This is a genomic window from Vibrio sp. 10N.261.46.A3, assembly GCF_041472995.1.
Classification (GTDB): Bacteria; Pseudomonadota; Gammaproteobacteria; order Enterobacterales; family Vibrionaceae; genus Vibrio; species Vibrio coralliirubri.
The window spans coordinates 207,014-219,799 of the sequence record NZ_JBFRRH010000021.1; the positions used below are offsets into that span (position 1 = coordinate 207,014).

Consider the following 12,786-nt stretch of genomic DNA (forward strand, 5'->3'; position numbering starts at 1 on the left):
TAATGCGTGGTTTTTTCATGTAGGCGTTTCATTAGCTCATTAACCAAGAAGCCAAGTAGCTCAATCGCGAAAAGGGCTCCCATAAGGAGCCCTGAATCTACTTTCGATTATTGAGTTTTAATGAAACGATAATGCTTGGTTTCTGAACAGATATCGCTTGAGGTACACACTTGGTACTCCACATCTACGGTGCCGTTGTGACGGAACTTGTCGACGTATGAGTTGAAGTCTGTTGCACCAACATTCTTGCCATTGCGCTTAATCACGAAGTAGTCGTTGGTCTCGTAATCCCATGCCAGCTTAACGCGAGCTTTGCCGTTCGGGTTTTTGTTACCAAACTTCAGTTTTAATGGGAAGCCTTCTGCTGAGTCACCTTCAATCGTGATCGACTTGCTGGTTGATGTTGCAACGCCTGCATCGTCAGTCACGGTTAGGGTAACCACGTAGTCGCCAGCTTCAGCATAGGTATAACGAGTTACTTCACCTGTTTGCGTGTTGCCATCGCCTAAGTTCCATTGGTAAGAGACGATTTGACCATCGCTGTCTGAACTTGTGCTGCGTAGCTCGACTTCTTTACCGACAATAGTGTGTTCGAAAGAAGAGACGGGCGGCACGTTAGCGCTGCCAGATTCGTACGACGCTGTCAGATTTGCACCTGCGTAATCTGAGTAGCCTAAAACGTTAACGGTGTAACGACCTGCAGTTGGGTTTTCAATCACACACACTTCATCGGTCACGGTTTCGCTCTTACAGATATTCTCTTGAGAGCTTGGCGCATAATCTAGGCCGACATAAAGATCTGGGTCACCCGAAGACACAGCAAGATCAATCGTCAGCTTCTCTTGACCTGATGGTACTTCGATATCAAAGTAAGTTTTCGAACCTGTTTCACCAGCAACTGCGGCTTCAACACCATTTTCAAGGCGTTGGTATTCCGGTTCTGGTGGAAGTGGTGGTTCGCCACACGGTGACACGCCCACTAAGTTGAACGCAGAAACAACATCATCAGCACTGTAGCCAAGGTCGGTTGCAGAGTTTTTCACGCCACAAGCGCCCTGCCAAAAGTCACTGTTTTCAGACCAGTAGATCTGGTTGGCTAGCACGAACAGTTCGAACGCTTTCTTGGTGTCCCAACCTTGTGTGGTTGCAAGATGGTAGAACGCCTTGTTGAACACGCCAGAGCTGTAGTGCACGTTTAAGCCATCGTAGTACTCAGATGCATTGTTGATTGAAGAGCCATCGCGTGATGGATCGTCCATGTAACGCAGCGCACCTTCGCCTTTAAAGATATTGCGCCCGACCATCCAGTCGTTGGTGCCTTTCATGTAGTATTCTGCGGCTTCACCTGCCATATCAGAGAAAGCTTCGTTCATACCTCCGGATTGGTTCGCGTAAACCAAACCTGAGTTTTGCTCAGTGAAACCGTGGCTCACTTCATGGGCTGATACATCTAGGCTAACAAGCGGGTAAAAGAAGCTTTCACCATCGCCAAAGGTCATGGCTCTGCCATCCCAAAAAGCATTCTCGTAGTTTTCACCGTAGTGAACACGCATCATGAGTTTGAAAGAGAGTGGCGCTGTGTCGAACCAGTTTTTATACATGTCGAACACAATGTTACCGAAGTAATGGGCATCGTTGAGTGGCGAGAACGCGCCGTTCACGGCTTTATATTCGTTACGAGGACATTCATAGCTGTAAGTGGTGTCGCCGTCGGTCGCGCCATTAAGGTCAACGGTAACGACATTTTCAGACTCCATTACACACTCTGTGCCCACTTCTTGAACATCAAGGTAGTGGTAGTCGGTGCCGTATTCGTACATGCCGGTTTTTTCGTTGCCGCCAGGGCCAGTACCGATCTGAGCATGGGCAATACCTTCCCAGCGGTCGATGACTTCGCCTGTGTGCGCGTCTAGCATGGTGAACGGTCGAGTCGGCTGTTCACTGCCTTCTACTAGGTAAGAGACAACGTACACTAGTCGTGTTTTATCTACGCTTTGTTGTCCGATGCCTTGCTTCACAGAGCCTTGATAGATAAATAGCTGATGTTGAACGTTGTCTAGAGACTTGCTGGTTAAGCCTTGAGTCTTTAGATCTTTACTTGCGAGTTCAACCGCTTGAGCGCTGTTGATTGATGGCTTAACAAAAGATCGTTCTAAGGTCGTTGTTTTAAGGTAGCTCCCTTGAACCGACTTTAACGCCCCACCTTGCGCACTTTGGGTGGCATTTAGGTAATGCCCCCATACCGGGGTACCCCAGATGTTCTGCTGGATCTTAACTTTATAGATACCACGCTTTTTGAGGTTTACTTCTTTCACCATCTTGAAGCTAGAGGCGTTACTGACTCCTAACTGAGCGTTTAACCCAGAGAAGTTAGTAAAGTTGATCGGCTGATCGATTTGAACGGATTCACTTGCATGCACTGACAAAGACATAGCACTGGCTATAGCAACGGCAACTAAACGCTTTCTTATTTTCATTGTTGTTTTCTCTTTCCATGTAAAATCCAAGAAAACGTAACAAAATTATCACGGTGAATTTACATCATTCGATCTGATTAATTAGTAGCATGGCAATGATCCCTTTTATTCATGAAACTTATATTTCTCGTATTTACAGATAGTTATCGTTTCTGTTTATTTTTGAACGCACCTATATGTTTTATTTATAAAATCATGACACTTTTATTAAGTGTTAATTTCTCTTAGAAATTAAGATTTTCGCGTAAATTGATCTGTGCCTCAATTAACGGATTCTGGGTTGATAGAAGGATCAACGATTTGAAAGTGTCACTTTAAGCAGAAGGCCATTTAGCGAATTTAGGGGCAATTTTGATAAGAAATCGAAGAATTTTCGGCTTATTTTTCGAATTGTTAGTTAAAAGAGGGAAGGTGAATAGGGCACTTCTTTGGCACAGAGAACAAAATCTGCTGGATGAAAAAAGCCAGTGACGAGGCCACTGGCTTAGATGTACTTAGTACTGATTGAAGGTGAGGTGTGTAACTTGCGTGTGCAAGTAACTAAAGCGAATTATTGCTTTTTACCGCCAACTTGAACGTAGTCGATACCAATAATACGGTTGATGATACCCAGAACAGAGCTCGTATCAGAGTTTGTTGAGCGAATCGTATCAACGGTTGCACCTTCAGGTACTAACTCCATTGCGCGGTCTTGAGTGTTACCTGGAACTTGGAAACCGACAATGTTGAAGCTTTCCGCGTGCGCTGTGTAAACTTCTTCGTTGTGGCTAATACCAGAACAACCCGCTAGAGAAACAATGCCTAAAACAACTAATAATTTTTTCATACAAACACCTTAAGAAAGATTGGAATTTAGATTCAATAGGTTCATTGGGAGACAGTATCGCCCGACCGATGTTGAACATTATTCCAGAGGTGTTTTGTAGTTACTGTATGGGTTTGTCTGCGGAATCATTACATAGCTGAATGGATATGGTGAATACCGCCCCCTTTAAGGTTTGGCTCTGACCAACCTCTACGGTCGCGCTATGTTGAGCACAGATCTTTTCGACGATAGAAAGCCCTAAACCATGGCCGCTCTTGGCTTTGTTACGCGCTTTGTCGCCAACGTAAAACGGTTCAAACAGGCGAGCTTGATGCTCCTTTGCCACGCCATCACCATCATCATGTACCGCGATATGTAGCTTATCTTGATGCACGCTTGCTTCAATCGACACCTGCGAACGTGCGAATTTCATTGCGTTACGTACTAGGTTATCTAGTGCTCGGTTGAGTAGCGTTTCATCCGCCATTATCGAGCTAGGTTGCTCTGGCAGTGATAGGTCGATGCTGAGCTGAGTGTCTTTATTCCAACGCGTCATTGCGTGGTCGAGAAAGTCTCGTATCTCTAATGGTTTTTGTAAGTTTTCTAGGTCAGTGCTATCGAGTTTGGCGTAATACAATAGTTCATCGACCATCTTTTCCATCTCTTCCGTGTCTTCGACAATACTCTCAATCGTGCTCTCTTGCTCTGCGTTTAGCTGGGTGTCTTTCAACATTTCAGCTTGCCACTGAATACGGAATATTGGCGTGCGCAGTTCATGAGCGACAGCATTAGTGAGTGAGCGATTACTTTCTACTAAGCGATGAATTCGGTCGGCCATTAGGTTGAAGGATTTGTTCAGTGAACCAATCGCAATACCACTTGAAGTCTCGGCTCGTGTCGAGAGGTCCCCTTCAGCAAAACGCAGAGTGGCAGCCTCAAGCTTTTTAACTCGGCGGAAGATGATAAATAGATGACATAACCCATATAAGATAAAGCTCGCTAAAAAGAATAACCAAATGAGGTCATCCTCCAACTCGATTTTTTGCCTAACGAACGCTTCACTGTTGGGGAGGTAGTGATAGGTATTGTCACTGCTTGCTAAGCGAAACCATAGGTCCCGTTCATCATCGTGAAAAACAAAGGTATTCGGGTTCGTACTGAAGAACTCTGAAACGGGGCTAGGTATTTCATCGTCTGGGCTGAATGTAACCAATTTATTTCGTGTGGTTTCTACAAACTGGTTTATCGCTTGATGAGCCGCTTCAAGACCTTGGTTCTTAGCGATATTCTCGATCAATTGCTGGTGGGCAGCCGCTTCGTAATCTTCCAGTACGTATTCGTAGTCGGTATTGAGCTGATAGACGCTAATCTCGTAGGCGACAAGGCCGGCCATAAAGCAAACTAACAGCCCTATTAAGGACTCCAAAAAGATACGTCGCATAATCGCTCTCTTTTATTACGCTCGTATTGAGCGAGGTTAACGCCAGGCGGTCGAAACAAATAAGTAACCCTTCCCGCGAATGGTCTGAATTTTCTCTGCTGGTGTGTGGTCGTCGCCAAGAATCTTTCTTAGGCGCACTATTTTATTATCAATCGTTCGATCGATTCCGTCGTACTCAATACCACGTAGCGTTTGTGTCAAATAGTCACGTGATAGCGGAGTATCAGGGTTACTCGCTAATAACCACAACAGGTCAAATTCGCTGTCAGTTAGTGATAAAACGGCACCTGAAAGTTCACACTTCTTATAGGTGTTTTTCAGAACCAGTTGATCAAACTGAAGGTTGTCTGAGTCATCGACTGAAGCTGTATTGGTGTCTTGGCGGCGTAATAGTGAACGAACTCTGGCCAGCAGAACTCTTGGTTTGATTGGCTTGGTGACATAGTCATCAGCGCCTGTCTCTAAGCCTGCAACGTGGTCGAAATCATCATCGCTGGCGGTGAGCATTAAAATCTTACCTTTAAAGAGGGTGCGCGTCTGTCGGCATATTGTCAGTCCATCGGTTACAGGGAGCATTAAATCCAACAACACGATATCAGGCTGTTCGGCAAGGATGGTTTGCGCGGCATCACTGCCATCATCGAGTGTGGAAACATCAAAGTCCTGCGTAACAAAGTAATCCTTTAGCATTCGCTGAAGTTTCAAATCGTCTTCTACGATGGTCATTTTAGGTTTTGTCATTCCATTCTCAGCCTTATCGTGTGTTTCATTTATTGAGATTACGTGAAGGAGCCTTTTTGAGTATCTAGTTATTGTGGCATACCCAATTTACAGGCCTTACGTAAAATACCTGACATGAATGATTAAACACTTTGCACGCTAGTTCAATGATGTTTTTGGATTTGTGTGAAAATAAAAAACAATGTTCAAAACGATATACATTCTCATACATTCGTACGGCAGATGTTTTGGTCTTTAAATAATAGAATTTTCCCATCAAACATTTTGGGAATAACTGTATGAACGACTATAGAAAAGCATTACTGGCGTTACCTTTAATTCTGTTAGCGGGCTGTAATTCAAGCTCCAACTCAGGTAAAGCGGCGACTAAAGCGCAAACAAAACCTCAAGCTGATTACGTATTTTCATCAGCGAAACTGGGTGAGTTGTATAAAGAGCGACAAGAGGTTCAAGAGGCCATAAAGCTTGATTACGACGGTGTGCAGTATGAAACCGTTCTGTTTGCGGAAGATATTAGTGATAAGCAAAAAGTGGTTAGGCTTGCGGATAGTTTAGGTCAAAGTGTGGATCTGTACCTCCCTGATGCAGGGGTTGACGATTGTGCGATTTACAGTGAGGGTAAGTTTTTTGATTCATTTGATTGTGGTGCGTCTCAACGCTCTGTCGGGAATGACACCACGTTAGTTAACACGACAACGAATACTCATAAACCCGTCGAGCTTGAGTATCACAATGAACTGGTTCAATACGTGACTAGCCTTGGGTCTACCATTCTGAGTAAAACTAAGAGTGGGAACAAGGTAACGATAACCACCTCGTTTGCTTTCAACGCTTTTTACCGTGATGTGCTCAACGAGACTGGCGCTGTTGATCGAATTCGGTCGACTCTGGGTGCATCAACCTATTCTCAGCTTTTTGATATCGTGAAATTGTATCAAGGCAGCGAGATGACATTGAAGTTTACCAATCATATTGGTGGCAGCGCTGACGATGATATCAATATGTACACCGGGCGCATGATCCACAGTAACAACATGACGACGATCGTAACGCCTATGGGGTCGGTGTTCTCTGGCGGCACGGATCTTTTCGCTGCGGGTAACCCACGAGTTTTGCAACGAGCAGATACCAATAAAGCCATTGAGCTTAATAAGCAGGTTGGTGTGCACAGTTGGGCTGAAGATGATAAAACAGCCAAAGACTTCCCATACACGAACGAAAGCCATCGCAAGCAAGCGACCTACTTTAAAAAGGTAATGGGAGACAAAGGAATCGACTTCTATATCTTCACGTTGGATTCTGCTCCGGCTTCTGGCGAACACTGGGTGACTAAGGCTGAGTCAGATAAATACGGTTTCATCACACGCATTGAGTAGCTTAGGCTCGCATTAAAAATTAGGTGTGTATGTTGAAAGGTTGGTTGTGCTTTGTCATCACCAGCCTTTTTTTGTTCTGGAATTGAAGGCGGTACCGCTTGTAATGCTCATGAATTCAACGAGAAAACATGGATGTGAGTAAAAACCGCATTTATTCGCTAAGTAACAACTAATTTCTGCAGATTTGGTTTTTAGAAAGCACAATCACAGCACTTTTTTGACGATAGTATTTATTATCCGCAACCTTACTGGCCAATAGGTTTCTATAATCTAACGATGTAAGGAGCATGTGAATGACTAATAAGGACGATCATTTATGCAGTTACTGGCAGGCACTCTGACACACTACGCTAATCCCCAAGCACGCCGTGAATTGGAATACTCAAGTGAGCAGCGTGACATTTTAAGTGTCGCGAACTCTCAACAGGCGATTAAAGATATTTCTCAATGGCCAGGTTACTCTGTGACTCCTTTGCATGAACTGAATGCTATCTCTGCTGAGATCGGCGTAAACAAGTTTTGGTACAAAGATGAATCGCAGCGTTTTGGCTTAAAGAGTTTTAAAGCTCTGGGCGGCGCTTATGCGGTGGCTCGTCAGCTTCAGATTGAAATCGCTAATCGCTATGGGAAGAATCCGACCATCAGTGAGCTGCTCAACGGTGAATGGAAATCAGAAGTTGCTGAGATCGTTGTGAGTTGTGCAACTGACGGAAACCATGGCCGTTCAGTGGCATGGGGCGCTCAGATGTTTGGTTGTGGTTGTGTGATTTATATTCACCGCGATGTGTCTGAAGGGCGCAAACAAGCGATGGAAGCATTCGGTGCAGAAGTGGTTCGCATTACAGGTAATTACGATGAATCGGTTCGTTTGGCTGATTCTGAAGCCAAAGCGAAAAACCGTGTGATTGTGTCGGATACCTCTTATGAAGGTTACATGGAAATCCCGAAGGATGTGGCACTTGGCTACACAGTGATGTTGGCTGAAATTGTCGAGCAACTTGATGGTGAAATTCCAACTCATGTTTTCGTGCAGGGTGGAGTCGGTGGTTTGGCATCTGCCGTCTGCGGTTACTTCTGGGATTTGTGGGGTGTTGATCGTCCACGCTTTGTAATCGTCGAACCTGAACAAGCTAACTGTTTGCAGAAGAGCGCTCAAGCGGGTAAACCAATTGTGGTTACGGGCGATCTAGAGACGCTGATGGCTGGACTTGCCTGTGGTGAGGTTTCGAGCTTGGCATGGACGATTCTCCAAAATGGCGCTGATGATTTTATGACGCTGAGTGAAGAGGCGATCCCGCAAGCGATGCGCATGTTGGCGAGTGGCGAGAAAACGGAAGTGGCAATAGAAGGAGGCGAATCTGCAGTTCCAGGATTTGCCGCAGCGATCATCGCTAAACAAGAGTCGAATTTCGCTGAAAAACTGAATTTAACTCAAGACAGCCGAGTGCTAGTAATTGGTACAGAAGGGGCAACTGACCCGGATCTCTACCAACAAATCATCGACAACAAAATCTAATAACGAAAGTACGTAATTAGCAGTTAATAGCTAATCGCGAACAACGAATAATAAAGTAAGCCCCAAAGTTGGCGGTATGTAACGTTTCTTCATACCGTCTTTTTTACTCTCTTTTTGACTTCATCTCATGACACGCCTTGTTTGCTAATCGATCTGGTCATCAATCACGCTGCTCATCAATCGGAATAGTCAGCCCCACCTTGACGTTATCCATCACCACATTGGTTTGAAAGCTTTTGATATTGGCGTTATCGAAGAAGGCCTCACGAGTAAAGTTGTCGTATCCCTCCATATCTGCAGCCGTGACGATTAAGATAAAATCAGAGCTACCTGTGACGTAATAACATTGCTGCACAGAACGGTTCGAACTCATCTCTTTTTTGAAGTTGTGCATCAAATCCACGCGCTCACGTTCAAGTGTTACCTGAACGATAAACGTCATTCCGTGACCGACCGCTTTTGGATTGATCACTGAGACATCAGCCTGAATTACTCCTTGTGCTCTCATGCGTTTTAAACGGCGCTGAACGGCAGCGGGAGAGAGTCCGACTTTCTCAGCAATCTTGTCTGATGTTGCTCTATTTGATTCTTGTACGATGTTGAGGATCTTCTTGTCGAAACTGTCGACCACCAATGCAGGCTGTTGTGTCATACCCATACTTCCCAGTATCAATTTGTAAATTAATTGTTTCTTTTGAACCAGTGTGTGATCGAGTTAAAGGTATTTGGCTCCAATAATTAATCACAGAGGTTTGAGAACAAAAAATCACTATAACGCAATAAAAATGCGGAATTTCCGCACAATAAGGTATTCGTTTAATGATAATCCTTAAAGTTATCGGTGCATTATTAACCTTGTGAACGAAATGTAAAGTTCAAATCGACAGAGTTTTGAAGTTTGCGTGATACATGTTGTTAACATTTGTTGAGTGTTGATATTGGCAGCTCAAGGAGTTGGAAAGTATGAAATCTGCAACTGCTACTTTACAGTTTGAATTAGAAAAATTGGCACCAGCAGGACGCGTCGGTGTGATTGCGTTAGCGACAGATTTCAATATTGAGCATGATTTAAACACCTTGTTTCCAGACGATGTGCAGTCGTTCACCAGCCGAGTTCGAAACTATAATCCATTGACGATAGAGAACCTGCGGAAGATGGAACCAGGAATCGCTGCTTGCGCTGATACCATCCTTCCGGGTACCGAATTGGATGTGGTGATTTACGCTTGTACTTCCGGCACCGTAGCGATTGGCAGCGAACGAATTACCCAGCTTATTCATCAATCTTGCCCAAATGCGGCAGTAACGAATCCGGTGACTGCGGCCTTAGCGGCTTTCGACTGCTTTAAAGCGAAGCGTATCTCGGTATTAACGCCTTATACCGAAGCCGTGAATCAAGACGTCGCAGCATTTTTTGAATCGCAAGGCATTGAAGTGTTGAGTATTGCTGGTTTTGGCTTTGAAGATGACACCGCGATGACGTTCATTGCTCCAATGGACATTAAACATGCCGCACTACAAGTTTGCGATCCTGAAGCGGATCTTCTGTTTATCTCTTGCACGGCACTGCGTGCAGCATCGGTGATTGAATCCATTGAAGTGGAATTAGATAAGCCCGTTGTTAGCAGCAATCAGGTATTGGGTTGGCATTCGCTTCAGTTGATGAACTACCCCATACCCATAAAAGGTTTCGGTGCACTGCTAGAGCACCATCTTGAGCCAACCTCAGATAATTACCGAAGGTTACAGTCGTTGTAACGACCTTTGATTAAAGCTGCTTGCTTCGTGTTTACTTTCAGCAGCCAAGCTAACTCAACATTTTACGTTAATACAAAGAATGACACTTTGGGACTACTACTATGCCTTCTACTTTCTCAATCAAACCAGACCAACTGTCTTTGCAGCTTATTCAAAGCATGACGGAGTGGCGTCAACATTTACACCGTTTCCCTGAGTGTGGTTTTGATGTGAATCTGACCTCCGATTTTATCGCTGACAAGTTACACAGTTTTGGTATCGAGGTGGTGCGTAACATTGGTAAAACAGGATTAGTTGGGATACTTCGTTCAGGATCGAGTGAAGCGAGCATTGGTCTGAGAGCTGATATGGATGCTCTGCACATTCACGAGCAAAACAACTTCGCACACTGCTCACAACACGATGGAAAGATGCACGCTTGTGGTCACGATGGACACTCCGCAATGCTGCTTGGCGCTGCAAGCTATTTGGCAGAAAACCTATTGGCAGGGAACCCAACCTTCGATGGCACTGTGTATTTCATTTTTCAACCCGATGAAGAGCACGGTTGTGGCGCGCAAGCGATGATTGATGATGGCTTGTTTGAGCGATTCTCGATTGATGAAGTGTATGGCGTGCATAATTTCCCCGGCTTAGCGGAAGGTGAATTGATGGTTCGCCCCGGATCATTAATGGCCAGTGAAAGTAGTTTTGAGATTACCATCAATGGCGTGGGTGGACATGCTGCTCTGCCACACCAAGGCGTCGATCCTTTAGTCGTTGGCTCACAAGTCATCCTTGGTCTGCAAACCATAGTATCTCGCAACCTTAGTGCGATCCACGACACGGCTGTAGTCTCTGCGACCGAGTTTATTACCGATGGCACGGTTAACGTTATCCCGACCCAAGTAACCATTAAAGGTGACTGCCGCTGCTTCACTGAGTCTTCTCTCGATCGAATCAAACAAAGCATGGAGAGGATTGTGGCTGGCATTTGTCAGGCTGCGGGCGCTACTTACGATTTCGAGTTCATCAATACCTTCTACCCAACCATCAATAGTGAGCAACAAACCCAATATTCGGTTGCCGCCGCGCAGAAAGTGCTTGGCGTAGAGAACGTTAATGACGCCTGCGACCCGCTGACTATTTCGGAAGATTTCTCAAGCATGCTTCGTGTTAAACCGGGCTGTTATGTGCTGTTGGGTAACGGTACGGAATCGGTCGGTGGCTGCGCGTTGCACAACCCTGAATACGACTTTAATGACGGCATCTTAAAGCTCGGTGCGAGTTACTGGATTCAGTTGGTGAACGATCGTTTGGCAAGATCAATTTAGACACACTTATTTAGAAAAATGAATTAGAAGCAACTCAATGAGAAGTAACAATTCAATTAGAAGCAATAAGTAAAGAAACAGATTCAGCAGTGACGCATTTGGCACTGCAAGATGGCGGACTTTAAACGGAGTTTATTGTCGACACAGCCAAAACTGAAGCGCGTGAAGTGACCAGGGTCATCAACGCGTAATTAGGATAATAAAAGGAAAGACAGGATGAAACGATTAGGCGTAGCACTGCTAAGTTTGAGCATGGTTTTTGGCGTTCATGCCGAAACATGGAAGTTTGCTTCAGAAGAGGACAAAACAGACGTTCAAGACATCTATGCGCAAAAATTTGCGGAAGTGATTAAGAAGGAATCTGATGGCGATATCCGTGTTCGCATCTATTACTACGGACAATTGGGTACAGAGAACGACATCGTAGAATTGGCTGCTAAAGGCACTATTCAATTCGTGTCTGTAGGCGCGGGTCACTTAGGGTCTTATGTTCCCGAGGTTCAGGCAGTGAGCTTACCTTATGTGCTGGGTACTAACGAAGCGATTACGCATAAGGTCTTAACGGAAAGCCCAACCATCTACAACAAGTTGGCACCCAAGTTTGAGAGCGTAAACCTAAAGCTGTTGTCGATGATGTCGGAAGGCGAAATGGTGTGGGGTGGTAACAAACCTATCCGTACACCTGAGGACTTTGCTAACCAGAAAATCCGTACTTTCACTTCAACCATTCCTGTTGAAACCTACAAAGCGTTTGGTGCAACACCTACTCCTCTTTCTTGGGGGGAAGTGTACGGTTCACTGCAACTTAAGACTATCGATAGCATGGTTAACCCTATCTACTTCATCTACAACGCGAAGTGGCATGAAGTTCAAGACTACTTGATGTTCCCAGGTCAGCAACCTTATGTGAGCACCGTTTCGACCAACAGCAAGTGGTACAACGGTTTGTCAGAGGAGAAGCAAGCGATGGTCGACAAAGCGATCAAAGCCGCAGATCAAGCTGCTTATGACTACCAGATCCGCATCAACAAAGAGAACATGGACAAGATCCTGAAAGAGCGTCCAAACATGCAAGTGGTTGTGTTGACGGATGAAGAGCGTGAGCGCTTTAAAACACTCAGCCAAAAACTGCACACCACCTACTATGACGTAGTGGCAAATGCCTACCCAGCCGGTCAGCAGAGTGAAGCTCGTGAGGGTGCGAAAAACATTCTCGAAGAAATCCTAGGTGAAGTGAAGGCTGCTTCAGCAACGCAATAAAAAGCGTTAGTGAGGATGAATGCTATCCGCTGTTCATTGGCGGCGGGTAGCTTATTCCCACCTTCTCCAATTTGTGGCAATGGACCCCTGTCACTGAAC

General features: G+C 45.1%; 10 protein-coding genes. 5 read left to right on the forward strand and 5 right to left on the reverse strand.

What is annotated here, in order from left to right:
* Nucleotides 1–107: 107 nt before the first annotated feature.
* The 4 genes from AB4484_RS05865 to AB4484_RS05880 form a co-directional block, all read right to left on the reverse strand.
* A complete protein-coding gene (locus AB4484_RS05865; RefSeq protein ID WP_372076917.1) occupies nt 108–2,477 on the reverse strand; it encodes a M4 family metallopeptidase in 2,370 nt (789 codons plus the stop codon).
* Between the two features lie 550 nt (nt 2,478–3,027).
* Nucleotides 3,028–3,303: a hypothetical protein gene (locus tag AB4484_RS05870; protein WP_017065177.1), complete on the reverse strand. Its 276-nt coding sequence runs from the start codon at nt 3,301–3,303 to the stop codon at nt 3,028–3,030.
* A gap of 100 nt (nt 3,304–3,403) precedes the next feature.
* The gene (locus AB4484_RS05875; RefSeq protein WP_372076920.1) at nt 3,404–4,723 is read right to left on the reverse strand and encodes a sensor histidine kinase; all 1,320 of its coding nucleotides are present in this window, start codon (nt 4,721–4,723) and stop codon (nt 3,404–3,406) included.
* A 36-nt stretch (nt 4,724–4,759) separates the two neighbouring features.
* A complete protein-coding gene (locus tag AB4484_RS05880; RefSeq protein ID WP_372076923.1) occupies nt 4,760–5,464 on the reverse strand; it encodes a response regulator in 705 nt (234 codons plus the stop codon).
* 278 nt (nt 5,465–5,742) lie between these two features.
* On the opposite strand from AB4484_RS05880, the gene AB4484_RS05885 reads away from it, so the two are divergent.
* Nucleotides 5,743–6,840 carry an alpha/beta hydrolase gene (locus tag AB4484_RS05885; RefSeq protein WP_372076926.1) on the forward strand — a complete coding sequence of 366 codons (1,098 nt, stop codon included), beginning with the start codon at nt 5,743–5,745 and terminating at the stop codon, nt 6,838–6,840.
* Nucleotides 6,841–7,156: 316 nt separating this feature from the next.
* Complete coding sequence (locus AB4484_RS05890) at nt 7,157–8,356, forward strand: diaminopropionate ammonia-lyase (protein ID WP_372076929.1); 1,200 nt, start codon at nt 7,157–7,159, stop codon at nt 8,354–8,356.
* A gap of 160 nt (nt 8,357–8,516) precedes the next feature.
* Here the strand turns inward: AB4484_RS05890 and AB4484_RS05895 are convergent, their stop codons facing one another.
* A complete protein-coding gene (locus tag AB4484_RS05895) occupies nt 8,517–9,008 on the reverse strand; it encodes an Lrp/AsnC family transcriptional regulator (RefSeq protein WP_059018320.1) in 492 nt (163 codons plus the stop codon).
* A gap of 311 nt (nt 9,009–9,319) precedes the next feature.
* On the opposite strand from AB4484_RS05895, the gene AB4484_RS05900 reads away from it, so the two are divergent.
* The 3 genes from AB4484_RS05900 (at nt 9,320) to dctP (ending at nt 12,687) form a co-directional block, all read left to right on the forward strand.
* On the forward strand, nt 9,320–10,114 hold the full coding sequence (locus AB4484_RS05900; protein WP_372076932.1) for an Asp/Glu racemase: 795 nt from the start codon (nt 9,320–9,322) through the stop codon (nt 10,112–10,114).
* 101 nt (nt 10,115–10,215) lie between these two features.
* A complete protein-coding gene (locus tag AB4484_RS05905) occupies nt 10,216–11,427 on the forward strand; it encodes a M20 aminoacylase family protein (RefSeq protein ID WP_372076935.1) in 1,212 nt (403 codons plus the stop codon).
* Between the two features lie 216 nt (nt 11,428–11,643).
* The gene (gene dctP, locus AB4484_RS05910; RefSeq protein ID WP_239718648.1) at nt 11,644–12,687 is read left to right on the forward strand and encodes a TRAP transporter substrate-binding protein DctP; all 1,044 of its coding nucleotides are present in this window, start codon (nt 11,644–11,646) and stop codon (nt 12,685–12,687) included.
* Nucleotides 12,688–12,786 lie beyond the last annotated feature (99 nt).